At 70.8% G+C, this 24,857-nt stretch carries 21 protein-coding genes; 17 read left to right on the top strand and 4 right to left on the bottom strand.

Annotated features, from left to right (window positions below; all coding sequences use genetic code 11):
- Nucleotides 1–78: 78 nt before the first annotated feature.
- Entirely contained in the window at nt 79–2,073 is a 1,995-nt protein-coding gene (gene asnB / locus HNR28_RS11455; protein WP_151024295.1) for an asparagine synthase (glutamine-hydrolyzing), read from the top strand.
- A gap of 175 nt (nt 2,074–2,248) precedes the next feature.
- Nucleotides 2,249–3,739 (top strand): mannose-1-phosphate guanylyltransferase/mannose-6-phosphate isomerase, encoded by a 1,491-nt coding sequence (locus HNR28_RS11460; RefSeq protein WP_151024296.1) that lies wholly within the window; start codon nt 2,249–2,251, stop codon nt 3,737–3,739.
- A gap of 488 nt (nt 3,740–4,227) precedes the next feature.
- Here the strand turns inward: HNR28_RS11460 and HNR28_RS11465 are convergent, their stop codons facing one another.
- From HNR28_RS11465 to HNR28_RS11475, 3 genes are read right to left on the bottom strand one after another with little or no spacing between them, the layout of a single operon-like run.
- Nucleotides 4,228–5,856, bottom strand: a complete 1,629-nt coding sequence (locus HNR28_RS11465; RefSeq protein WP_148305042.1) for an MFS transporter — start codon at nt 5,854–5,856, stop codon at nt 4,228–4,230.
- A 50-nt stretch (nt 5,857–5,906) separates the two neighbouring features.
- Nucleotides 5,907–7,358 (bottom strand): sensor histidine kinase, encoded by a 1,452-nt coding sequence (locus HNR28_RS11470; protein WP_148304933.1) that lies wholly within the window; start codon nt 7,356–7,358, stop codon nt 5,907–5,909.
- A gap of 16 nt (nt 7,359–7,374) precedes the next feature.
- Entirely contained in the window at nt 7,375–8,076 is a 702-nt protein-coding gene (locus HNR28_RS11475) for a response regulator (RefSeq protein ID WP_043682340.1), read from the bottom strand.
- A gap of 308 nt (nt 8,077–8,384) precedes the next feature.
- Here HNR28_RS11475 and recA point away from each other — a divergent pair, with 308 nt between their 5' ends.
- Entirely contained in the window at nt 8,385–9,437 is a 1,053-nt protein-coding gene (gene recA / locus HNR28_RS11480; RefSeq protein ID WP_043682343.1) for a recombinase RecA, read from the top strand.
- A gap of 22 nt (nt 9,438–9,459) precedes the next feature.
- A complete protein-coding gene (gene recX / locus HNR28_RS11485; RefSeq protein ID WP_052356071.1) occupies nt 9,460–9,966 on the top strand; it encodes a recombination regulator RecX in 507 nt (168 codons plus the stop codon).
- On the opposite strand, the gene HNR28_RS11490 is transcribed toward recX, so the two are convergent.
- A complete protein-coding gene (locus HNR28_RS11490) occupies nt 9,967–10,881 on the bottom strand; it encodes a LysR family transcriptional regulator (protein WP_043682345.1) in 915 nt (304 codons plus the stop codon). It lies immediately after the preceding gene.
- Nucleotides 10,882–10,983: 102 nt separating this feature from the next.
- On the opposite strand from HNR28_RS11490, the gene metE reads away from it, so the two are divergent.
- The 13 genes from metE to HNR28_RS11555 all read left to right on the top strand — a co-directional run bounded on the left by metE (nt 10,984) and on the right by HNR28_RS11555 (nt 24,857).
- Nucleotides 10,984–13,281, top strand: coding sequence for a 5-methyltetrahydropteroyltriglutamate--homocysteine S-methyltransferase (gene metE / locus HNR28_RS11495; protein ID WP_043682348.1), 2,298 nt, complete (start codon nt 10,984–10,986; stop codon nt 13,279–13,281).
- A 106-nt stretch (nt 13,282–13,387) separates the two neighbouring features.
- The gene (locus tag HNR28_RS11500) at nt 13,388–13,954 is read left to right on the top strand and encodes a DUF2889 domain-containing protein (RefSeq protein WP_151024297.1); all 567 of its coding nucleotides are present in this window, start codon (nt 13,388–13,390) and stop codon (nt 13,952–13,954) included.
- A 97-nt stretch (nt 13,955–14,051) separates the two neighbouring features.
- Nucleotides 14,052–15,212 (top strand): ADP-forming succinate--CoA ligase subunit beta, encoded by a 1,161-nt coding sequence (gene sucC / locus HNR28_RS11505; protein ID WP_151024298.1) that lies wholly within the window; start codon nt 14,052–14,054, stop codon nt 15,210–15,212.
- 19 nt (nt 15,213–15,231) lie between these two features.
- The gene (gene sucD, locus HNR28_RS11510) at nt 15,232–16,113 is read left to right on the top strand and encodes a succinate--CoA ligase subunit alpha (protein ID WP_043682357.1); all 882 of its coding nucleotides are present in this window, start codon (nt 15,232–15,234) and stop codon (nt 16,111–16,113) included.
- A gap of 112 nt (nt 16,114–16,225) precedes the next feature.
- Complete coding sequence (locus tag HNR28_RS11515) at nt 16,226–16,933, top strand: TerC family protein (RefSeq protein ID WP_043682360.1); 708 nt, start codon at nt 16,226–16,228, stop codon at nt 16,931–16,933.
- Between the two features lie 88 nt (nt 16,934–17,021).
- Nucleotides 17,022–17,972: a hydroxymethylbilane synthase gene (gene hemC / locus HNR28_RS11520; RefSeq protein WP_043682362.1), complete on the top strand. Its 951-nt coding sequence runs from the start codon at nt 17,022–17,024 to the stop codon at nt 17,970–17,972.
- Nucleotides 17,973–17,983: 11 nt separating this feature from the next.
- Entirely contained in the window at nt 17,984–18,748 is a 765-nt protein-coding gene (locus HNR28_RS11525; RefSeq protein WP_043682364.1) for a uroporphyrinogen-III synthase, read from the top strand.
- Between the two features lie 31 nt (nt 18,749–18,779).
- Nucleotides 18,780–20,027, top strand: coding sequence for a uroporphyrinogen-III C-methyltransferase (locus HNR28_RS11530; protein ID WP_151025069.1), 1,248 nt, complete (start codon nt 18,780–18,782; stop codon nt 20,025–20,027).
- Between the two features lie 10 nt (nt 20,028–20,037).
- Nucleotides 20,038–21,534 (top strand): heme biosynthesis HemY N-terminal domain-containing protein, encoded by a 1,497-nt coding sequence (locus tag HNR28_RS11535; protein WP_043682367.1) that lies wholly within the window; start codon nt 20,038–20,040, stop codon nt 21,532–21,534.
- 34 nt (nt 21,535–21,568) lie between these two features.
- Nucleotides 21,569–22,105: an inorganic diphosphatase gene (ppa, locus tag HNR28_RS11540; RefSeq protein WP_043682371.1), complete on the top strand. Its 537-nt coding sequence runs from the start codon at nt 21,569–21,571 to the stop codon at nt 22,103–22,105.
- 88 nt (nt 22,106–22,193) lie between these two features.
- Entirely contained in the window at nt 22,194–22,892 is a 699-nt protein-coding gene (locus HNR28_RS11545; RefSeq protein WP_043682374.1) for a fumarylacetoacetate hydrolase family protein, read from the top strand.
- Between the two features lie 419 nt (nt 22,893–23,311).
- The gene (locus HNR28_RS11550) at nt 23,312–23,542 is read left to right on the top strand and encodes a hypothetical protein (RefSeq protein ID WP_043686616.1); all 231 of its coding nucleotides are present in this window, start codon (nt 23,312–23,314) and stop codon (nt 23,540–23,542) included.
- A 1-nt stretch (nt 23,543) separates the two neighbouring features.
- Nucleotides 23,544–24,857, top strand: a complete 1,314-nt coding sequence (locus HNR28_RS11555) for a hypothetical protein (RefSeq protein ID WP_043682377.1) — start codon at nt 23,544–23,546, stop codon at nt 24,855–24,857.

Here is a 24,857-nt window from a genome sequence, read left to right on the forward strand (position 1 = left end):
CATCGCGGGCCGGCAATCTTGAAATGCGCGGGCGCGCCGGCGGACCGGCGGGCGCACGACGATCGAAAGGAAGGCGCAATGTGCGGTTTGGCGGGTTTTCTGGACAGCGGCGGCGGGCGTGACGCGCATGCGGCCGCCGTCATCCTGGAGCGTATGGCCGGCACCATCGTGTCGCGCGGGCCGGACGACGCCGGCGTCTGGGCCGACGGCTCGGGCATCGGGCTGGCCCACCGGCGCCTGTCCATCCTGGACCTTTCGGCGGCGGGGCACCAGCCCATGGCGGGCCCCTCGGGGCGCCACGTGATCGTCTTCAACGGCGAGATCTACAACCACCTGGACCTGCGCCGGGAACTGGAGCAGTCCGGCCTGGCGCCGGGCTGGCGCGGCCATTCGGACACCGAAACCCTGCTGGCGGGCTTCGCGGCCTGGGGCATCCGGGCGACGGTGGAGCGCTGCATCGGCATGTTCGCCTTCGCCGTCTGGGACACGCAGGCGCGCGTCCTGACCCTGGGACGCGACCGCCTGGGCGAAAAGCCCCTGTACTACGGCTGGCAGGGCGCCGGGGACGAGGCCTGCTTCCTGTTCGGCTCCGAGCTCCAGGCGCTGCGGGCGCATCCGCGCTGCGCGGCGGACGTCGACCGCGACGCCCTGTGCCTGCTGATGCGGTACAACTACATTCCCGCGCCCCATTCCATCTACCGCGGCATCTCCAAGCTGCCGGCGGGCTGCCTGCTGACGGTGTCGCTCGACCGGCGCGAGCCGCGGATCGAGGCCTACTGGTCGCTCGTGGAGGTCGCCGTGGCCGGCAGCCGCGCGCCGTTCGCCGGGTCCGACCAGGAAGCCGCCGATGCGCTGGAGGATCTGCTCAAGTCCGCCGTGCGCCAGCAGATGCTCGCCGACGTGCCGCTGGGCGCCTTCCTGTCGGGGGGCATCGATTCCTCGACCGTGGTGGCGCTGATGCAGGTCCAGTCCGCGCGGCCGGTCAAGACCTTTTCCATCGGTTTCCACGAGCAGGACTACAACGAGGCCGAGCACGCCCAGGCGGTCGCCCGGCACCTGGGCACCGAGCATACCGAGCTGTACGTCACGCCGGAACAGGCGCTGGACGTCATCCCCCGGCTGCCCGACCTGTACAGCGAGCCCTTCGCCGATTCCTCGCAGATCCCGACCTTCCTGGTGGCGCAGCTGGCGCGCCGGCATGTCACGGTCGCGCTGTCGGGCGACGCGGGAGACGAACTGTTCGCCGGCTACGGCCGCTACCTGCACAACAGCCGGCGCTGGAACCGCTTCGCGCGTGTGCCGCACGGCCTGCGGCGGCTGGCGGCCGCAGGCATCCGTACGCTGTCGCCCGAGGCCTGGAACGCCGTGTTCCGGCCGCTGCGGCCGGTGCTGCCTGGACCGCTGCGCAGCGCCCTGGCCGGCGAAAAAATGCACCGGGGCGCCCGCATGCTGTCGGCCGGGCGCATCGACGACCTGTACCTGGAGTCGATCACCCGCTGGGAGCCGGCGGACGTGGTGATTGGCGGCCGCGAGCCCCCGACCTGCCTGCGCGGCCGGCCCCTGCCGCTGGAAGGCCTGGACGACATCCAGCGCCTGATGGTCCTGGACACCGTCAGCTATCTGCCCGATGACATCCTGGCCAAGGTGGACCGGGCCGCCATGGGCGTATCCCTGGAAGGCCGCATGCCGTTCCAGGACCACCGGGTGGTGGAATTCGCCTGGCGGCTGCCGCAGTCCATGAAACTGCGCGGCGGCACGACCAAATGGATCCTGCGGCAGGTGCTGTACCGGCACGTCCCCCGGGAACTGATCGAGCGGCCCAAGATGGGGTTCAGCGTCCCCGTGGACCATTGGCTGCGCGGCCCGCTGCGCGACTGGGCGGAAAGCCTGCTGGACGAATCGCGCCTGCGGCGCGAAGGCTTTCTGCGGCCGGAGCCGATCCGGCGGATGTGGGCGGAGCATGTGTCCGGGCGCCACAACGGGCAGTATCCCCTGTGGGGCGTGCTGATGTTCCAGGCCTGGCTGGAACGGACGCGGGAGCGCGGCGCATCCGGCGCGGGCCTGGAAGGATAAAGGCCCCAAGGACGTGCATCCGCGCGCCTTCCGCCCCTGGGGATGCGCTAAGATCGCATCCAGACGCCGTCTCCGAAGCGGCGGGGGGCCGGCCGCCGGCTGCTCGATGGCCGGCCCATTCCTTGATCAACCCTGAGCGTTTGCCCGATGAACGGATCGTTTTCCCCGAAGCGCCATGTCTCCTGAAACCCTGCCGCTGCGCGTCGTCCTGCTGGTCGGGGGATCGGGGACGCGGCTGTGGCCGATGTCGCGGGAGCATCATCCCAAGCAGTTCCTGCCGCTGTTCGACGGCCGTTCCCCCTTGCAGGACACCTGGCTGCGCGTCGCGGACCTGCCGCAGGGCGCCCCCATCGCCGTGGCCAACGAAACGTACCGCTTCCTCGCGGCCGAGCATCTGCGCCAGGCCGGCTTTCCGGCCCAGGGCACGCTCATCCTCGAACCCGAGGGCCGCAACACGGCCCCCGCCATCGCCCTGGCCGCGCTGCGCGCGACGCGCGACGGCGCCGACGCCCTGCTGCTGGTCCTGCCCTCGGACCACGCCCTGGAGGATCGCGCCGCCTTCAGGCAGGCGGTGCAGCGCGCCTCGCCGGCGGCGCGCGCGGGCTGGCTGGTGACCTTCGGGGTGGCGCCGGACCGGCCCGAGACGGGCTACGGCTACGTGCGCGCCAGCGCCGAGCCGCTGGACGGCCTGCCCGGCGTCCACGCGGTCGAGTCCTTTTCCGAGAAGCCGGACGCGCAGCGCGCCGCCGCCTACCTGGCGGCGGGCAACTACCACTGGAACAGCGGCATGTTCCTGTTCCGGGCCTCGGCCTACCTGGACGCCCTGGGCCGCCTGCGCCCGGACATCCTGCGGGCGTGCCGGGCCGCCATGGCGCGCACCCGCGACGACGGGGACTTCACGCGGATCGAGGCGGCGGCGTTTCTCGGCTGCCCCGCGGAATCCGTGGACTATGCCGTCATGGAGCACGCCGACAAGGTGGCGATGGTCGGGCTGGCCGCCGGCTGGAGCGACATCGGCTCCTGGGACGCCTTGTGGCGGATCGCCGCGCGCGACGGCGAGGGCAACGCGCTGCAGGGCGACGTCCAGGCGGTCGGCTGCCGCAACGTCTACGCACGCAGCGACGGCCGCCTGGTTTCCCTGCTGGGGCTGGAGGACGTGGTGGTGGTCGATACCGCGGATGCGGTGCTGGTCGCGGCGCGCGACCGGGTGCAGGACATCCGCGGCCTGGTCGCCGAGCTGAAAGGCCAGGGGCGCCCGGAGGCGCTCGTGTCGCATCGGGTCTTCAGGCCCTGGGGGCATTACGAGTCGATCGACGCGGGAGACCGGTTCCAGGTCAAGCGCATCATCGTGCGCCCCGGGGAGCGCCTGTCGCTGCAGCTGCACCATCACCGGGCCGAGCACTGGATCGTCGTCAAGGGGACGGCGCGGGTCACGCGCGACGGCGAGACGTTCTTCCTGACCGAGAACCAGTCCGCCTACATCCCCCTGGGTACCAAGCACCGCCTGGAAAACCCCGGCACCATTCCGCTGGAACTGATCGAGGTGCAGTCCGGCACCTACCTGGGCGAGGACGACATCGTGCGCTTCGAGGACGCCTACGGGCGCAGCGAGACGGCGGGAGCGGGCCTGGCGGAACTGCCCGAGGAGGATCTTTCGGGCGGCTAGGACCCGCTGGCTTCGGCTTCCGGCATCCCGCGTTCGATATTCCGCGTTCGATATTCCGCGTTCGATATCCGGTCTCCAGCCCATCCAGCATCCAGTACCCGGCATGGGATCCAGGCGCAGGACGCCCGGTTCCTGGCTTTCGGGCTGGGCGCTGGACCCCGGGCGCGCTGGCCTCCAGCGCTGGAAAAAAACGGCCCGGACGAGGCCGGGCCGGGAGGGCATCCGTCCGCGCGCACGAAAAGGAGCTCGCGGGGGGCGCGGACGGCGGCAGCCGGCGGCTGGGATGCCCGGGCGGACAAAGGGGATCGAAGCGCCCGGGCAAGCGTCGGCGTGCCCCGCCATTCTAGAGCCGCGCGCCTGACGCGACTCTGAATTGCGGCCCCGGACCGCACTCCTGAATCGCATTCCTGGATCACGGCCCTGGATCACGGCCCTGGATCGTCACCAGCCTGCGCGAGTTGCTCGCCGGAGACCGTGAATCCGGCGTCCTAGGGCGCGTTCAGGTCGTTGTGCCGGGTTTCCTTGACGAACAGCAGGCCCACGACCAGCGTCATGATGCATACCGCGATCGGATACCACAGGCCGTCGTACATGTTGCCTGTGGTGGCCACCGTGGCGAAGGCCACGGGCGGCAGGAAGCCGCCGAACCAGCCGTTGCCGATGTGGTAGGGCACACTCATGGAGGTGTAGCGGATGCGCGTGGGGAACATTTCCACCAGCATGGCGGCGATCGGCCCGTAGACCATGGTGACCTGCAGCACCAGGAAGAACAGCAGCAGCAGCACCATGGTGAAGTTGATCTGGGACGGATCGGCGTAGGCCGGATAGCCGTGGTTGCGCACCGCCTGGCGCAGTTCTTCCTGCAGCCGCGCGTTGCGGCGGGCGAATTCCGCGCGCGGCAGCGAGGTGCCGTCGAAGGAGTCGATGCGCTGTTCGCCCACCAGGGCGTAGGCCATGGTGCCCGGGGGGGCGGTCTGGTTGATGTAGTGGACCGAATGGCTCGCCATGAAGGCCTTGAGCAGGTCGCAGGCGCTGGTGAAGGAGGCGATGCCCACGGGATTGAACTGCAGCGAACAGTCCTCGGGATTGGCCACGACGTACACGGGCGCCTGGTTCTGCGCGCGTTCCAGCGCCGGGTTGGCGTAGTGGGTGAGGCCCTTGAACACGGGGAAATAGGTGAGGGCGGCGATCAGGCAGCCGGTCATGATGATGGGCTTGCGGCCGATCCGGTCAGACAGCGCGCCGAACACCAGAAAGAACGGACAGGCCAGCAGCAGGGCCAGCGCCACCAGGATGTTGGCGATGTTGGCGTCCACGCCCAGCGTCTCGGTGAGGAAGTACAGCGCGTAGAACTGTCCGGTGTACCAGACCACGGCCTGGCCGGCCGTCAGGCCGATCAGGGCCAGCAGGATCAGGCGCAGGTTGCGCCAGCGCCCGAAGGCTTCCTTGATGGGCGCGCGCGAGACCAGGCCTTCGCTCTTCATGCGCGTGAAGGCGGGCGATTCATGCAGGCGCAGGCGGATCCAGACCGAGATCACCAGCAGCAGCACGGAGATCAGGAACGGTACCCGCCAGCCCCAGGCGTCGAAGGCCTCCTGGCCCAGCGTGGCGCGGGTGCCCAGCACCACCACCAGCGACAGGAACATGCCGGTGGTGGCGGTGGTCTGGATCCAGCTGGTGAAAAAGCCGCGCCGGCCCTGCGGGGCGTGCTCGGCCACGTAGACGGCCGCGCCGCCGTATTCGCCGCCCAGGGCCAGGCCCTGCAGCAGGCGCAGCAGCAGCAGGATCATGGGCGCGGCCGTGCCGATCGAGGCCGACGAGGGCAACACGCCCACCAGGAAGGTGGACAGTCCCATCACCAGGATCGAGACCACGAAGGCGTACTTGCGCCCGACCATGTCGCCCAGCCGGCCGAACACCAGGGCGCCGAAGGGCCGCACGGCGAAGCCGGCTGCGAAGGTCAGCAGGGCGAAGATGAAGCCGGCCGTGGGGTTCAGGCCGGTGAAGAAATGCTGGGCGATGACGGCCGCCAGGGATCCGTAGACGTAGAAGTCATACCATTCAAAGACGGTGCCCATCGAGGACGCCAGGATGACGCGGCGTTCCTCGTGGGTCATGGGACGGTTGGCTTCGTCCATGGCATCGTGCGGCATGGGTCGGGCTCGGTTCATGATCGGGTCCTGGGCGCATCGTCGCGGGGGAAGGAAACGCGCAGCCGGGTGCCGGCGCTGACGGGATCGCGGTGGTTGCCGGGCGGCAGGAAGGCGATGGTGGCGTGGTGGTGTTCGGCGACCTCGCGCACGATCGCCAGGCCCAGGCCGCTGCCTTCGGCACCGTGGCCGAGGATCCGGTAGAAGCGGTCGAAGACCTTGGACTGCTCTTCGGGCGGGATGCCGGGGCCGGAGTCCTGGACTTCGAGGCAGACCCGGTCGCCCTCGGGCAGCGCGCGCACGGTGACCCGGCCGCCGGCGGGCGTGTAGAGCAGGGCGTTGTCGATCAGGTTGTTCAGCAGTTCGCGGATCATGACCGCGTTGCCGAAGACCGGCAGGGGCTCGCCGGGCGATTCAAAGCCCAGGTCGAGGCGGCGCTGCAGGGCGGTCTCGACCCATTCCAGGGTGCAGGCCTCGGCCAGCGGCAGCAGGTCGAGCACTTCCGTGGTGCGGGACTGGTTGGGGTCGATCGATTCCGCCCGCGCCAGCAGCAGCAGCTGGTTGACCAGCCGGGTGGCGCGCTGGGAGCCGGTGATGAGCTGCTGCAGGCTGTCGCGCATGCGCGCGGGCTCCTGCTCGCGCAGCGCCAGTTCGCATTGCGTGCGGATGCCGGCCAGCGGGGTCTTCAGCTGGTGGGCGGCATTGGCGACGAAGCGCCGCTGGGACTCGATCGAGTCGGACAGGCGCTGCAGCACGTTGTTCATGGAGGCGATCAGCGGCACGATCTCGGCCGGTGCCAGGTCGTCGCGGATGGGGGACAGGTCGCTGGGCTTGCGCCGGCGCATGTGCTCCTGCAGCAGGCTGAGCGGCTCCAGGCCCTGGGTCAGGCCCAGCCCGGCCAGCATGGCGGCCAGCGGCAGGATGATGAGCTGGGGCGTCAGCATGCCGGTGAGGATTTCCTGCTGCAGCGTGGCGCGCGCCTCGGCCGGCTCGGCCACGACCGTCAGGAAGCCGGTGCCGTCCTGGTCGCGCCCGCCCCACACATAGGCCATGCGGATGGACTGGTGGTTCAGCGACGCGTTGCGGAAGCGGATCTGGTCGATGTCGTAGCCCCAGTTTTCCGGCGTGGGGATGCTGGGATCGCCCGCCAGCAGGTGGCCGTTGGCGTCCAGGATCTGCCAGCTGGTGGCCGATTCGTCGGCGCTGCCGGCCAGCACCGTGCGGGCCGATTCGGACAGCGCCACGCCGCCGGCCAGGCGCTGCTGCTCGACCTCGTGGCGCAGCAGGCGCAGGTGGCTCGCCAGCGTCCGGTCGTAGGGCGAATTGGCGATGTTCAGGGAGATGAAGTAGGTGATGACGATGCCGATCGACCACAGCACGAACAGCGGCACGATCATCCACAGCAGGATGCGGCCCAGCAGGGTCGCGCGGCGGCGGCGGGGCCTGCGCGGTACCGGGTCGGCGAACATGGCGGGGAGCGCGCCGTCAGCCGACGGCCGCCGCGTCCGCCGGCACGGAGCGGTTGTCGGGCTCCAGGCAGTATCCCAGGCCGCGCACGGTCAGGATGTGGACGCCGGCGGGCTCGATCTTCTTGCGCAGCCGGTGGATGTAGACCTCGATGGCGTTGGTGGTGACTTCCTCGCCCCATTCGCACAGCAGATCGACCAGCTGGTGCTTGCTGATCATGCGGCCGCTGCGCGAGAGGAAGATTTCCAGCAGGCTGGTCTCGCGGGCGGACAGTTCGACGGCGGCGTCGTCGATGGTGGCCACGCGCCCGTTCAGGTCGAAGGCCAGGCGCCCGTGGCGCAGGACGGAGGCGCGCGCGCCGCCGTGGCGGCGGATCAGGGCGCGCACGCGGGCTTCGAGTTCGCTGAGGGCGAAGGGCTTGGACATGTAGTCGTCGGCGCCCAGGTCCAGGCCTTCGACGCGCTGCTCGATGGAGTCGGCGGCCGTCAGGATGAGGACCGGCAGGGGGGTGCCGCGCTGGCGCAGCTTGCGCAGCACGGACAGGCCGTCCAGGCGCGGCAGGCCCAGGTCCAGGATCAGAAGGTCGAAGGCTTGCAGCTGCAGCGCGGAATCGGCGCTGGAGCCGTCGCTGACGACGTCCACGGCATAGCCGTCGTAGCGCAGCGATCGGGACAGCCCGTCCGCGAGAATGCTGTCGTCCTCGGCAATCAGGATACGCATGGCGGGAATGACATCCAGGGAGAGGCGGGCGCCCGGGCGCCCTGACTGCCGCCATTGTGGCATGCGCGGCCCCGCCGGGTCATTAGGGTAAACGATGGGCGCCGCGACGGACGCGGCACCGGACGCCGGGGAAAGGCCGGGCGGCCGCCGGCGCCGGGCCCCGCCGGCGCGGCCGGGATCGAATTGGCACATCTGTATTTTCATACAGTATAATTAATGCCATAATTTCCCGAATCCCGCCGCAGGCGGACCCGGCCGATCCCTGGCCCGGGTCCCGGCGGCCCGTCACTCACGATAGGAATTCCCTCATGGATGAACGCTCCGGCAAGGCCAACCCCGAACGCGCCAAGGCGCTGGCCGCCGCGCTGTCTCAAATCGAAAAGCAGTTCGGCAAGGGCTCCATCATGCGCTATGGCGACAACCAGGTCGAGCACGACATCCAGGTCGTGTCCACCGGTTCGCTGGGGCTGGACATCGCCCTGGGCGTCGGGGGCCTGCCGCGCGGCCGGGTGGTCGAGGTCTACGGCCCCGAATCCTCCGGCAAGACCACGCTCACCCTGCAGGTCATCGCCGAAATGCAGAAGATCGGCGGCACCTGCGCCTTCGTCGACGCCGAGCACGCCCTGGACGTGCAGTACGCCGCGCGCCTGGGGGTCAATCTCGAAGACCTGCTGATCTCCCAGCCCGACACCGGCGAGCAGGCCCTGGAAATCACCGACGCCCTGGTGCGCTCGGGCTCGGTCGACCTGATCGTGATCGACTCGGTCGCCGCCCTGGTGCCCAAGGCCGAAATCGAGGGCGACATGGGCGATTCGCTGCCCGGCCTGCAGGCCCGCCTGATGAGCCAGGCCCTGCGCAAGCTCACCGCCACGATCAAGCGCGCCAACTGCATGGTGATCTTCATCAACCAGATCCGCATGAAGATCGGCGTCATGTTCGGCAACCCCGAGACCACCACGGGCGGCAACGCGCTGAAATTCTATTCCTCGGTGCGTCTGGACATCCGCCGCATCGGCTCGATCAAGAAGGGCGACGAGGTCGTCGGCAACGAAACCCGCGTCAAGATCGTCAAGAACAAGGTCGCCCCGCCGTTCAAGCAGGTCGAGTTCGACATCATGTACGGCACCGGCATCTCCCGCGAGGGCGAGATCATCGACCTCGGGGTCCAGGCCGGCCTGATCGACAAGTCCGGCGCCTGGTACAGCTACAACGGCGAGCGTATCGGCCAGGGCAAGGACAACGTCCGCGACTACCTGAAAGAGCATCGGGACATGGCCTTCGAGATCGAGAACCGGGTGCGCGAGCACCTGGGCATCGTCCCGCGGGCCGTGCCCGCCGCTTCCGCCGCCGATGGGGAATAGGGCCGGCGACGGCTTCAGCGCCGTGTCCGGCGGCGATGCCGCATCGCCGGACGGCGATGGCCCGTCCCGGCGCGGGTCCGGGGCCAGGCCTGGCGCCGGTTCCGGCCCCAGCCTGAAGGCGCGGGCCGTCGCCTACCTCTCCCGGCGCGAGCATTCCCGCCAGGAACTGCGGCGCAAGCTCTCCGCCTGGTGCGACGATCCCGCCGCCATCGAAGCCGTGCTCGACGAACTCGCGCGCGAGCACTGGCAGTCCGACCAGCGCTACGCCCAGGCCTACGCCCACCGCGCCGCCGCGCGCCAGGGCGCGCAGCGCATCCTGGGCGCCCTGCGCCAGCAGGGGCTGGCCGACGACGAGCTGGCCGGCCTGCGGGATTCCCTGCGCGCCACCGAAGCCGATCGCGCGCGCGCCGTCTGGCAGCGCAAGTTCGGCCAGCCGCCCGCCGATCCCCGCGAATACGCGCGGCAGTACCGCTTCATGGCGGGGCGGGGGTTTTCCGCCGACTGCATCCGGCGCCTGCTGGACCGTTGATCAGCCCGGCGCGCGGATGCCCGGCAGGGTCTCGAAACACGTGCGCCGGGCCTGCTCCAGGAAGGCCTGGATGTAGGGGGTTTCCACGTCCTCGGCGCGCACGCCGGCCTGCAGGGTGCGCCAGATGCCCGATCCCAGCCGGCAGATCCGCAATCCCGGCAGGTTCCTGTATTCCTCCAGCGCCCAGCTGGGCAGCGCCGCCACGCCCCGGCCGCTGGCCACCAGCTGCACGATCATGGGCGTCAGCTCCGCCGTGCGCACGGCGGCGGGCTCCACGCCGGCCGGGTCCAGGAAAGCCGTGTAGACGTCCAGCCGGCTCCGGTCGACCGGGTAGGTGATCAGCACCTGGTCGGCCAGGTCCTCCGGCAGGACGCGGCCGGCCGCGCCCAGCGGCCCCTGGCTGGCCACCGCCAGCACCAGCTCGTAGGCGAACAGTGGCGTGTAGTCCACCGATTCCAGCGGCTCCGGGTCGGAGGTGATCACCACGTCCAGGTCGCCGCGCGCCAGGGCGGGCAGGGGGGCGAAGGAAAACGCCGCCGTCAGGTCCAGGGAAACCTCCGGCCAGTCCTTGCGGAAGGTGTCCAGCGTGGGCATCAGCCACTGGAAGCAGGAATGGCAGTCGATGGCGACGTGCAGGCGGCCGGCGCGGCCGGCGGCCAGGCGGCGCAGTTCCTGTTCCGCCGCGCGCACGCGCGGCAGCACGTCCTCGGCCAGCGCCACCAGCCGCAGGCCCGCCGTCGTCAGGCGGGCGGGGCGGGTGCGCCGGTTCAGCAGCGGCGTCTTCAGCCGCACTTCCAGGTCGCGCAGCTGGTGCGACAGGGCCGACTGGGTCAGGTGCAGGCGCTCGGCGGCTTCCTGCAGGCTGCCGCCGTCGCGGATGGCCAGCAGGGTTTCCAGGTGGCGAAGCTCAATCATGAATTTCTCTCATGTTATCCGTGCAGGATTTGATTTTTTATTTTCTGCCTCTCCAGGCAGAATGTCGTTCATTGAATAATTTTAATGTTATCAGGATTAATCATGACGATCATTCATAATCTAGGTTTTCCCCGGATCGGCGCCGCCCGGGAACTGAAGCGCGCCCAGGAAGCCTACTGGGCCGGCAAGGCCGACGCGGACAGCCTGCTGGCCACGGGCCGCGCGCTGCGCGCCCGTCACTGGGCGATCCAGGCCGAAGCCGGCGCGCAGTGGGTGCCGGTGGGCGATTTCGCCTGGTACGACCAGATCCTGGAATGGACCACGCTGCTGGGCGCGGTGCCGGCGCGCTTCGGCCAGGCGGACGACGCCCCGGTCGAGCTGGACACGCTGTTTCGCATGGCGCGCGGCCGCGCCCCCTCGGGCACGCCGGCGGCGGCCTGCGAGATGACCAAGTGGTTCGACACCAACTATCACTACATCGTGCCGGAACTGCATCCTGGCCAGACCTACCGCATCGCGCGCGAATCGCTGTTCGAGCAGGTGGCCGAGGCCCAGGCGCTGGGCCACCGCGCCCGCCCTGTGATCCCGGGGCCGCTGACCTGGCTGTGGCTGGGCAAGGGCGATGCCTACGCGGGCGGGGCGGGCGACGCGGCCAAGCTGGACCTGCTGCCCGGCCTGCTGGCCGTCTACGAGCAGGTGCTGCGGCGGCTGGCCGCCCAGGGCGTGGAATGGGTGCAGGTGGACGAGCCCATCCTGGTGCTGGACCTGCCGCGGGCCTGGCGCGAGGCGCTGGCCGGCGTCTACGCCCGCCTGGCGGCGCAGGGGCCGAAGCTGCTGCTGGCGACGTATTTCGGCGGCATCGAGCACAACCTGGACGTGGTCCGGTCCCTGCCGGTGCACGGGCTGCACGTGGACCTGGTGCGCGCGCCGGACCAGCAGGCGGCCGTGCTGGCCGCGCTGCGCGACGGCCAGGTCCTGTCCCTGGGCGTGATCGACGGGCGCAACGTCTGGCGCGCCGACCTGGACCGCATCCACGAACAGGTTCGCGCGGCGGCCGCCCGCCTGGGCAGCCGCCTGTGGCTGGCGCCCTCGTGCTCGCTGCTGCACAGTCCCATCGACCTGAGCCTGGAGACCGCCCTAGACAAGGAATTGCGCGGCTGGCTGTCCTTCGCCGTGCAGAAGCTCGACGAACTGCGCCTGCTGCGCGCCCTGGTGGACGGCGATGCCGACGACCTCGACCGGCAGGCGCTGGCGGCCGCCCGCCAGGCCGTGCGCGATCGCGCCGCCTCCGCCCGCATCCACCGCCGCGACGTGGCCGCGCGCCTCGCCGCCTCGGATTCGATCCGCCGCGCGCGCGCGCCCTTCGCCCGGCGCATCGCCGCCCAGCAGGCGCGCCTGGGCCTGCCGCGCTATCCCACGACCACCATCGGCTCCTTCCCGCAGACGCCGGAGATCCGCGCGCTGCGCCGCGACTGGCGCGCCGGGACGCTGGGCGACGCCGCCTACGAAAAGGCGATCCGCGAGGAAATCGAGCGCGTGGTGCGCTTCCAGGAGGAAATCGGCCTGGACGTGCTGGTGCACGGCGAACCCGAGCGCAACGACATGGTGGAATACTTCGGCGAGCTGCTGGCCGGCTTCGCCTTCACCGCCTACGGCTGGGTGCAGAGCTACGGGTCGCGCTGCGTCAAGCCGCCCCTGATCTACGGCGACGTGGCGCGCCTGGCGCCCATGACCGTGGCCTGGTCGGCCTACGCGCAGTCCCTGACGGACAAGCCGGTCAAGGGCATGCTCACCGGCCCGGTGACGATCCTGCAATGGTCCTTCGTGCGCGACGACCAGCCGCGCGAGCAGACCTGCCGCCAGATCGCCCTGGCCCTGCGCGACGAGGTCCTGGACCTGGAGCAGGCCGGCGTGACCGTGATCCAGATCGACGAGCCGGCCTTCCGCGAAGGCCTGCCGCTGCGGCGCGGCGACTGGGCCGCCTATCTGGACTGGGCGGTGGACTGCTTCCGCCTGTCCACCAGCGGGGTGCGCGACGACACGCAGATCCACACCCACATGTGCTATTCGGAGTTCAACGACATCATCGAATCGATCGCGGCGATGGACGCGGACGTGATCACCATCGAGACCTCGCGCTCGAACATGGAGCTGCTGGGCGCGTTCGAGGCCTTCGCCTACCCGAACGACATCGGGCCGGGGGTCTACGACATCCATTCGCCCAACGTCCCGCGCGAGGACTGGATGGTGGACCTGGTGCGGCGCGCCGCCCGGCGCCTGCCGGCCGAGCGGCTCTGGGTGAATCCGGACTGCGGCCTGAAGACCCGCGGCTGGCCGGAAACCCGCTCGGCGCTGCAGGCCATGGTGCAGGCGGCCCGGACGCTGCGCGAAGCGGCCTGAGCGCGCGGCGGGGGCATGGCCCCGACACGAGCGGGGCTACATAAGCGGGGGCTTATACACGGTATATAATTGAAAGGTTTTACGAATTCCGGCCTTTCCGTTCCCAATGCCCTTGTCCGATCCGGCGTGTCCGCGCCGTCCCATCCACACGCGCTCCATTCGCGTCGAATCCTATGCCCGGGATGACGGGCTATGGGACCTCGAAGCCGAACTCGTCGATACCAAGGCCTACGATTTCCCGGTCCGCGGGAACGAAGTCCATCCCGCGGGCGCGCCGGTGCACCACATGCGCCTGCGCGTCACCATCGACGACCACTTCACCATCACCGCCTCCGAGGCCGCCTACGAAGCCGCGCCCTACGGCGAATTCTGCAGCGCGATCGCGCCGGAATACCAGCGCCTGGTCGGCCTGAACCTGCTCAACCAGTTCCGCAAGCGCGTGCGCGAGCGTTTCGGCCGCACGGCCGGCTGTACCCACGTCACCGAACTGACCGACGTGCTGCCCACCGTGGCGGTCCAGACCATGGCCGGACGCCAGCGCCAGGAGGCCGACACCGGCGAGCGGCCGTTCCAGCTGGACGGCTGCCACGCCCTGCGCGTGGATGGCCCGGTGGTGCGCATGCATTATTCCCCCTGGTACGTCCCCGCCGAGGCCCATTCCGATGAAGCCTAGCGTCCCCCACGGGCCGCGGGCCGGATGGCGTTCCTCGGACCGGCACGCCGAAGCGGCGGGCCGGCGGCTTCCTTTTCTCTCCACTGACAGGTAACTCATGAAAATTCACGAATATCAAGGCAAGGAATTGCTGAAGAAGTTTGGCGTGACTGTCCCGCGCGGCATTCCCGCGTTCTCGGTCGAGGAGGCCGTGGCGGCAGCCGAAAAACTGGGGGGTCCTGTCTGGGTCGTCAAGGCGCAGATCCACGCCGGCGGGCGCGGCAAGGGCGGCGGCGTGAAGGTCGCCAAGTCGCTGGACGAGGTCCGCTCCCTGGCCGGCCAGATCCTGGGCATGCAGCTGGTCACGCACCAGACCGGCCCCGAAGGCCAGAAGGTGCGCCGCCTGTACATCGAGGAAGGCGCCGACATCCAGAAGGAATACTACCTGTCCGTCGTGACCGACCGCGCCACGCAGAAGGTGGCCTTCATCGCTTCGAGCGAAGGCGGCATGGACATCGAGGAAGTCGCCCATTCGACCCCCGAAAAGATCGTCACCGTGCAGATCGACCCCCTGCAGGGCTTCACCCGGGCCGACGGCGAGAAGCTGGCCCAGGGCGTCGCCATGCCGGCCGATTCCGTGGACCAGTTCATCGACGTGTGCCAGAAGCTCTACACCTGCTACATGGAAACCGATGCCTCGCTGGTCGAGATCAACCCCCTGAACCGCGACGGCAAGGGCAACATCGTCGCCCTGGACGCGAAGTTCAACTTCGATTCCAACGCGCTGTTCCGCCACCCCGAGATCGTCGCCTACCGCGACCTGGACGAGGAGGACCCCGCCGAGGTCGAAGCCAGCAAGTTCGACCTGGCCTACATCCAGCTCGACGGCAACATCGGCTGCCTGGTCAACGGTGCCGGCCTGGCCATGGCCACGATGGACACCATCAAGCTGTTCGGCGGCGAGCCGGCCAACTTCCTGGACGTCGGCGGCGGCGCCACGGCGGAAAAGGTCACCGAAGCCTTCAAGATCATGCTCCGCAACGATGGCGTGAAGGCCATCCTGGTCAACATCTTCGGCGGCATCATGCGCTGCGACGTGATCGCCGAAGGCGTCATCGCCGCCTGCAAGGCCGTGAACCTCAGCGTGCCGCTGGTGGTGCGCATGAAGGGCACCAACGAAGAAAAGGGCAAGCAGATGCTGGCGGCCTCGGGCCTGCCCATCATCAGCGCCGACACCATGGCCGAAGCCGCGACCGCCGTCGTCGCCGCCGCGAAATAAGCATCTCAGGGAATAGAACATGTCGATTCTGATCAACAAGGACACCAAGGTCATCACCCAGGGGATCACCGGCAAGACCGGCCAGTTCCACACCCGCATGTGCCGCGACTACGCCAACGGCCGCGCCGCCTTCGTGGCCGGCGTGCACCCGAAGAAGGCCGGCGAGGACTTCGAGGGCATCCCCATCTACGCCTCCGTGAAGGACGCCAAGCAGGCCACCGGCGCGACCGTGTCGGTCATCTACGTGCCGCCCGCGGGCGCCGCCGCCGCCATCTGGGAAGCCGTCGAGGCCGACCTGGACCTGGCCATCTGCATCACCGAAGGCATCCCCGTGCGCGACATGCTCGAAGTGCGCAACCGCATGCGCGCCGAGAACCGCAAGACCCTGCTGCTGGGCCCCAACTGCCCGGGCCTGATCACGCCCGACGAAATCAAGATCGGCATCATGCCGGGCCACATCCACCGCAAGGGCCGCGTCGGCATCGTCAGCCGCTCCGGCACCCTGACCTACGAAGCCGTGGCGCAGGTCACGGAACTGGGCCTGGGCCAGTCCAGCGCGGTCGGCATCGGCGGCGACCCGATCAACGGCCTGAAGCACATCGACGTGCTGCAGATGTTCAACGACGATCCGGACACGGACGCCGTCATCATGATCGGCGAGATCGGCGGGCCCGACGAGGTCAACGCCGCGCAGTGGGCCAAGGACCACATGAAAAAGCCCGTGGTCGGCTTCATCGCCGGCGTCACGGCGCCTCCGGGCAAGCGCATGGGCCACGCCGGTGCCCTGATCTCGGGCGGCGCCGACACCGCCGACGCCAAGCTGGAAATCATGGAAGCCTGCGGGATCCGCACCACGCGCAATCCCTCGGAAATGGGCAAGCTGCTCAAAACCGTGCTGTAATGACAGACCGGCGCGCGGGCGGCTTGCGCCCCGCGCGCCGATCGTCCAGGCCCCCCGGCGTGGGGGCTTTTTCTATTCTTTTTCTGCTTATCGACCAGGAGGCGGGCGCGGCATGCTCGAATGGCTGGAACAGCTGCATTGGGGCGCGGTCTTCCAGATCGTCCTCATCGACGTGCTGCTGGGCGGCGACAACGCCGTCGTCATCGCGCTGGCCTGCCGCCGGCTGGAACGCCGTCGGCGCCTGCAGGGCATCCTGTGGGGCACGGCGGGCGCCATCGTTCTGCGGGTGGCCCTGATCGCCTTCGCGCTGACGCTGCTGGTCTTTCCCGGCCTGAAAATCGCCGGCGCGCTGCTGCTGCTGTGGATCGGCGTCAAGCTGCTGCTGCCCGACGACGGCGCGCATGGCCGGATCGAAGGCGCCGGCTCCGTCTGGGCGGCCGTGCGCACCATCATCATCGCCGATTTCGTCATGAGCCTGGACAACGTCATCGCCATCGCCGGCGCGGCGCAGAACACCGCCGCGGAACACCAGATGGCCTACGTCGTCTTCGGCCTGCTGATGAGCGTGCCCATCATCGTCTGGGGCAGCACCCTGGTGCTGAAACTGATCGACCGCTATCCGCTGGTGGTGACGCTGGGCGCCGGCCTGCTGGGCTGGATCGCCGGCGGGATGCTGGTCACCGACGCCCTCCTGGCCGACCGGCTGGCAGCCGTCCCCGGGCCGGTCCGCCTGATCGCCGAAATCGCCGGGGCCGTGCTCGTCATGGGCCTGGGCACCTGGCTGGGCCGCCGCGCGGCGGCCGCACGGACCACGCCATGAAACTGAAACGTCCCACCCTGCTGCAGGGCCTGGCCATCCTGGCCGCGCTGGGCCTGCTGCTCCGTCTGCTGCTCTCGAGGTATATCGCATGACCCATGCCCCGGCTCCCCGAACCCTTGTCATCGCCACCCGGGCCAGCCGCCTGGCGCTGTGGCAGGCCCGCCATGTGCAGGCCCGCCTGCAGGCGCTGTATCCCGGCTGCCGCGTCGATCTGCTGGAAATGACCACGCGCGGCGACCAGATCCTGGACCGGACCCTGTCCAAGGTCGGCGGCAAGGGCCTGTTCGTCAAGGAACTGGAAACCGCGCTGCTGGACGGGCGCGCGGACCTGGCCGTGCACTCCCTCAAGGACGTGCCGGTCGATCTCACGGCCCCGTTCGCCCTGTCCGCCATCCTGGAGCGGGCCGACGCCTGCGACGCGCTGGTGTCCAACACCGTGGCCTCGCTGGACGAACTGGCGCCGGGCGCCGTCGTCGGCACCTCCAGCCTGCGCCGCGAGGCCCAGCTGCGCGCGCGCCATCCCCATCTGGTGGTCAAGCCCCTGCGCGGCAACCTCGACACCCGCCTGGCCAAGCTCGACCGCGGCGACTACGCCGCCATCGTGCTGGCCGCCGCCGGCCTGCGGCGCCTGGGCCTGGCGGAGCGGATCCGCGCCGTCCTGCCGGTGGAAATCAGCCTGCCGGCCGCGGGCCAGGGCGCCCTGGGGATCGAGACCCTGGCGGACCGGGCCGAACTGCGCGCTTGGCTCGCGCCGCTGGCCTGCGCCCGGACCACCGCCTGTGCCCTGGCCGAGCGCGCCGTGTCGCGCGCGCTGGGGGGCTCCTGCCAGGTGCCGCTGGCGGCGTACGCGGTGCTGCGGGACGGCCGCCTGCGCCTGCAGGCGCTGGTGGCGGAACCCGACGGCAGCCGCGTCCTGCGTGCGCAGGCCGAAGGCGCGCCCGAGGCCGCCGAGGCGCTGGGGGCAGACGCCGCCCGCGACCTGCTCGGCCAGGGGGCGGACGCGATCCTGGCCCGCCTGTCCGAGTCCGCCGCGTCCTGAACGGCGTCCGGATGGACCCGCACGCTCCGGTCGTGCTCACGCGCCCCGCGGGGCGCAACGAATCGCTGGCCCGCGCCCTGCGCGCGGCCGGCGCGACGGTGATCGAGGCGCCGGCCCTGGCGATCGAGCGCCTGGACGTCGAGGCGCCCCAACTCGCGGCGGGCGATCTCTGCGTCTTCGTCAGCCGCCAGGCGGTGGACGCCTGTTTCGCCGGCCGCGCCGGCGCGCCCTGGCCGGACGGCGTCCGCGCCGCGGCCGTGGGGGCGGCCACCGCCCGGGCGCTGCGCGCGCACGTGCCCGGGCACCTCGTCCTGGCGCCGGCCGCCGGCGCGCCGCCCGATTCGGAAGCGCTGCTGGCCGTCATCGAGGCCGCCCGCCTCGCGCCCGGCCGCGCCCACATCCTGCGGGCGCAGCGGGGGCGCGACTGGCTCGCGCGGCAGCTGCGGGCGCGCGGCTGGGCGGTGGAATGCCATGCCCTGTACCGGCGCAGCCCCGTGGCCTGGGACCGCGCCACCTGCGCCGCCCTGGCGCAGTCCGCCGCCTGTACGCTGCTGCTGACCAGCCCCGAGGCCGTCGACGCCGTGTCCGACAGCCTGCGCCTGCAGGGCCTGGACTGGCCGCCCGCCCTGCGGCTCGTCACCCTGCACGAGCGGATCGCGCGGCGTTTACAATGCATCTATGCCGACCGCCCCGCGGGCGCGCTGACCGTGCGCATCAGCGCGCCCGATGAGGCCGCCTTGTTTCAGGCTATATTGGCATCTGCACGATCAGACTAGAAGATCAGCCTAGAAGGACTCGTACGCCGCCATGACCGATACCGATCACAGCTCGCCCGCCTCGACTCCAGAATCGGCGCAGCCCGCCTCGGCGCTGGCAACGGCCCAGGCGGGGGCGGGCAGGGCGCGCCGGGGCGGCTTCGTCCCGGCGGTGGTCTTGCTGGTCCTGCTCGCCCTGATCCTGGGCGGGGCGCTGTACTACCAGAACCAGCAGTACCGCACCCTGCGCGCCGACCTGCAACAGCAGCACGAGCAAAGCGTCCGGCTGGTCCAGGAAACCCGCGAGCAGGCCGGCCAGGCCCTGTCCCTGGTACAGGAGCAGGCCGCCCGGATCGAGGACCTGCGCGGCGCGCTGGACGCCACTTCCGGCCAGGTCCAGGAACTCGACCAGGCCCTGCGGATGATGACCGACAGCGGCTCGGACCTGCTGCTGCTCAACGACATCGACCACCTCGTCACCATCGCCCAGCAGCAGCTCGCCCTGGGCGGCAACGTCGCCAACGCGATCATCTCCCTCGAAGCCGCGCAGGCCCAGCTGGCGCGCGCCAACCGGCCCGGGCTGGCGGCGCTGCAGCAGTCGATCAACGGCGACCTGGACCGCCTGCGCGCCGTGGCCACCATCGACCTGCCGGCCCTGTCGGCGCGCATCGACCGTCTGTCCGACCTGATCGGGACCGCGCCCCTGCTGGTCCCGGATGCCGCCGCGCATCCGGCCGGCCAGGCCACTCCGGCGGCCGCGCAGGCGCCGGCGGCCGGCACGCCCGCCGCCGAACCCCACCCCGCGGCGCAGCCGGCGCCCGAAGGCTGGCGCGCCGTGGCCGCCGACGCCTGGCAATGGACGCGCGACGCGGCCGGCCTGGTCTCGCGCGACCTGCGCAGCCTGTTCGACGTGCGCCGGGTGGACGACGCAGCCGCGCTGCTGATGTCGCCCGACCAGGCCCTGCGCTTCCGCGAAGTCCTGAAGCAGCGCGCCGTGACGGCCCAGCTGGCCCTGATGATGCGCCAGTCGCGCATCTGGCAGGCCGAACTCGAACAGCTCTCCCGGGCCATCGACCAGCGCTACGACATGCGCGCCGAGTCCGCCCGCGAAGCCCTGAAGATCGCCCGCGAACTGCACGACACCCCGATCGAGATCGCCCTGCCCACGGTGGACAACAGCCTGGCCGCGATCGCCGCCGCCCGGGACGCGGCCGCCGAGGAAGACGAGCAGGACGCGCCCGCCCCCGGCGATTCCCTGCGCGACGCGGCGCCGTCGCCCGCCGTCGCCGGCTCGGTCTGAGGGGAGCGCGATGCGATCCTGGATCTGGACCCTGATTCTGTTCGCGGCCGCCGTGGCGCTGGCCCTGGTGCTGCGCGAGCACGGCGGCAACGTCCTCATCGTCGCCCAGCCGTGGCGCATCGAACTGTCCCTGTCGCTGGCGGTCGTGCTCGCGCTGGTGGCCTTCCTGGCGCTGCACTGGCTGCTGCGCGCCCTGAACTGGCTGGGCACCAGCCCCGGCCGGCTGCGCGCCTGGCGCGGGCGCCGCGCCCAGAAGCGCGACATCGAACTGCTCGAACGCGGCTGGATCAACGTCCTGGAAGGCCGCTACGTCCAGGCCGAAAAGGACCTGTCCAACCTGGTGTCGCGCACCCGCTCGGCCGACCGCAAGGTGCTGGCCGGGCTCAGCGCGGCGCGCGCCCTGCACCTGCTGGGCGAAACCGCGCGGCGCGACCAGGTGCTGCGGCTCGCCCAGGAGGGCGCCGGCCAGGATTCCCGCCTGCGCCAGGCCGTGGATACCGTGACGGCGGAAATGTACCTGGACCAGAACCGCGCCGAGGAAGCCCTGGCCCTGCTGGAACCCCTGCAGGACGCCTCGTCGCGCTTCCTGCATGGCACCCGCCTGCTGCTGCGCGCCCATCGCCAGCTCGGCCATGCGGACCGCGTGTACGAACTCACGCGCCTGCTGCTGCGCCGCGGCGCGATCGACGAGACCCAGGCCCGCCAGTTCATCCGCGAATCGACCGCGCAGCGCCTGTCCCGCGTCGAGGAATCCGACTGGAACGCCGTCTGGGGCGACCTGAGCGCCGACGAACGGCTGGATCCCGACGTGGCCCTGGCCGGCGCCCAGGCCCAGGTGCGCCTGGGCCATCCGGCCGAGTCGGCCCGCATCCTCGAAGCCGCCCTGGGACGCCGGCTGGACGACCGCCTGCTGCGCCTCTACGCTCAGTGCGACGCCACGCAGGCCGGTCAGCGCCTGGGCCATGCCGAACTCTGGCTCAGGTCCAGCCCCGACCATGCGGGCCTGCTGGCGGCGCTGGGTCAGCTCTGCCTGGCGGCCCGCCTCTGGGGCCAGGGCGAGCATTACCTCGAACGCAGCCTGGCCCTGCGCGCCGACACCCACATCCACGCCCTGCTGGGCAATCTGCACGACGCCCTGGGCCATCCCGACCAGGCCCTGCGCAACTGGCGGCTGGCCTGCCAGGCGGCGGATGCCGAAATCCCCGCCGTCAGCCGGCTGCTGCCCGCCGCCGACATGCGCGGCGACCCCCGCTTCGACGAGGCGGTCGCGGCGGACGAACCGGCCCCGGCGGAATCGCCCCTGGCCGTGCCCCCCGCGGCCAGCGGCGTCTACGTCCAGGACGAGACGGGCGGCGCCATGGAGCCCGTGGCCGCGCCGGCGCCCCGATCGGCGCCCGAAACGCCGCCCGCGCCCGCGTCCATGACCGCCGAGGACGAATATTTCGACACCGCGCCCATCCCCGGGGTGGACATGTCCCAGACCTCGGACGGCGGCGCGCGCAAGTAGATCGTTTTTTCAGTCTGACCTATCAAGGAACCCCATGAGCCTAGATCGAGTGCCGGCCGGCGACAAGCTGCCTGAAGAATTCAACGTCGTGATCGAAATCCCCATGAACGCGGATCCGGTCAAGTACGAAGTCGACAAGGCCAGCGGCGCCGTGTTCGTGGACCGCTTCATGCTGACCGCCATGCACTACCCCTGCAACTACGGCTACATCCCCCAGACCCTGTCGGAAGACGGCGATCCGGTGGACGTGCTGGTGATCGCGCCGTTCCCGGTGCAGGTCGGCTCGGTGATCCGCTGCCGCGCCCTGGGCGTGATGAACATGGAAGACGAGGCCGGCAAGGACGCCAAGCTCCTGGCCCGCCCGGTGGACAAGCTCTACCCGCCGTACCGCCAGATCGAATCGACCGCCGACCTGCTGCCCGAGGAACTGCAGCGCATCCAGCACTTCTTCGAGCACTACAAGGACCTGGAAAAGGGCAAGTGGGTCAAGGTCCAGGGCTGGTCGGGCGTGGATGCCGCCAAGCAGGAGATCCGCGCCTCCGTCGAACGCTACGAGCAGGCCAAGGCCTGAGGCGTTCCTTCGCCTGTGCGTGCCTGACGGCCCGGCTTCGGCCGGGTCATCGTTTTTGCCGCCGGGCCAGTTTTTTCCGGAGTCCATGATGGATGAAACCGTGATTCCCCGTCCCGAGGCGGCCACCGTGGCCGTCCAGGGCAGCTCGGCCCGCTTTCCCGTGCGGCGCATCTACTGCGTCGGCCGCAATTACGCGGAGCACGCGCGCGAAATGGGCGATTCGGGGCGCGAGCCGCCGTTCTTCTTCGCCAAGCCCGCCGATGCCGTCCTGAACGTCGCCGACGGCGCCGAGGGCGTGCTGCCGTATCCGCCGCTCACCCGGGACCTGCACCACGAAGTCGAGCTCGTGGCCGCGCTGGGCTCGGGCGGACGCGACCTGACGCCCGAGCAGGCGGCCGCTTGCATCTGGGGCTACGCCATCGGCCTGGACATGACGCGCCGCGATCTGCAGGCCGCCGCCAAGAAGTCCGGCCGGCCCTGGGAAACCGGCAAGGCCTTCGATCACAGCGCGCCCATCGGGCCGCTGCATCCGGCCGCGTCCGCCGGCACGATGGCGCAGGGCGCCATCACCCTCTCGGTCAACGGCCAGCCGCGCCAGTCGGGCGACCTGTCGGACATGATCTGGTCGGTGCCGGAAGCCATCGCCTACCTGTCCACCCTGTTCGAGCTGCGGGCCGGCGACCTGGTCTTCACCGGCACGCCGGCCGGCGTCGGCGCCGTCGTGCCCGGCGACCGGCTCGAAGCCGCCATCGAAGGATTGGGCACCCTGCGCCTGCGCATCGGCTGATCCGCCGTCCGCGCCGGTGTCCGGGCCGGCTTCCACGCCGCCGCAGCATGGTTCCGCGGGCGGATCGGACGCCGGCCGCGGATAACGGGCGGCAGGCGTGGTCCGGAATGCGGGCGGCCGGCGGCGCGGAAGGCGGGCGGGACATTTTCAGCCAGCACGGGAAGTGCGAATAGGCGGGCGGGCGAGGGCGGGGCACACTGGGCTTCATCCCGTTACCGGAGCCCGCCATGTCCGCCTTCCTTCGTCTGTCGCGCCGCGCCCGTCCCGGCGCATTCTCCGGCCGCATCCGCCGCGTCCTGCCCGGCGCGCCGTCCTTCGGCGCCGTGCGCGAGCCCTCGCGGCCGGGCGTGCCGCATGCGCCCGTCCTCCTGTCGTCCAGGCCCGTCCCGTCCACCCGGTCCGGGCAGCGCGGGCAGGCGATGGTGGAATACGTCATTGTCGTCGCCCTGGTGGCCGTGGCCGCCATCGCGGTCTACCAGCTCTTCGGTCAGGTGATCCGTGCCCAGACGGCGGCCATGGCGCGCGAGATCGCCGGCGAGGACGGCTCCGAGCAGTCCCGCATCGCCCAGACGGCGGCTGAATCCGCCGCCGCCCAGGCGGCCGCCAAATCGCTGAAGTCCTTCACCGGCAACGCGGCGGCGGGGCAGTGACATGGCCGGCGTCCGCCCCGCGCTGCGCGCCCAGCAGGGCCAGGTCCTGGTGCTCGGCATGCTGCTGGCGGCCGTGCTGGGCCTGGCCTGGATGCGCTATTTCGCCACCGGCCAGGTCCTGGCCGCCAAGACCCGGCTGGTCCACGGCCTGGATGCAGCCGCCTACAGCGGCGCCCTGGTCCAGGCGCGGACGCTCAATTTCCTGGCCTACCTGAACCGTGCCCGGATGGCGCACCAGCTGGCCATGGCGCACCTGGTCACGCTGGGCAGCTGGGCGCACTACGCCGGCATGGAATCGCGCCGCCTCGCCCAGGGCAACCCGCCCGCCCACCTGATCGGCCTGATGTTCGGCGCCGACCACGGCCGCGCTTATCTGGCGGCGGCCGGCGCCGCGGGCCTGGAGGCCCAGGCGCGCGCCGGCGGCGCGCTCGGCCGGGCCTACGCCGCGCACGAGCGCTTCGTCCACGAGCTGTCGGCGGACCTGTCCCGCGTCCTCGCCCGGGACCTGCCCCTGGCGCGCCAGGATGCGATGCAAGCCGTGCTGGCCGGGCATTATCCCGAACGCCGGCCCGAGGACCTGCGGCCCGTGGTGTCTGAAGACGCCTGGCCCGGCCTGCTGCGCCACCATGCGCCGGATGCGCCGCTGTTCGACTGGGTGCGCGATCTGGCCGGCCTGTATCCCTTCCTCGATCCGCGGGACCACACGGCGCGCAATCCCTGGCCGGTCAGCGCCCGCTGCCCGCAGCTGCGCCACGAACTGCGGCGGCGCGGGGGCACGGCGCTGGACGAATCCGGCCGCTGGCGGGCGGGGGATACGCAATCCTTCCACGCGGTGCGCTCCAACCGCTGGATCGGCTGCTACTACCGCGAATACGCCATGGGCTGGGCCTGGATGCCGGCGCAGCCCGGCCAGGCGATGGACGCGAGCCACGTCGAGGACCCGCCGGAGGATTTCGCCGACCAGGATTTCTGGCGCTGGGTGCGGGCGGCGACGCAGTGGGATCTGGTGGGCGGCCGGGACAATCCCCTCGCCAATTCCTATGCCCTGCGGGACCGCCAGCCCTGGTCCTCCCGCGGCCTGGGCGGCTACCTGGACGTCGCGGCAGCCGCCGGCCCGGACGCCGCGTCGGGATTCGTCGTGCACATGGAGCTGGCGGATGCCTCCGGCCGCCCGATCCGCGCCCGCAGCGCGGCGGAAAGCCTGTTCTCCCGACCCGAGCGGCGCGCGGACGGGCTGGACGAGACGCCGAGCCTGTTCCATCCCTACTGGCACGCGCGCCTGGCGGCCGGGCTGTCCGATGCGCCAGGAGACTGA

It is taken from the genome of Castellaniella defragrans (assembly GCF_014203015.1).
In the GTDB taxonomy this organism is placed as follows: Bacteria; Pseudomonadota; Gammaproteobacteria; order Burkholderiales; family Burkholderiaceae_B; genus Castellaniella; species Castellaniella defragrans.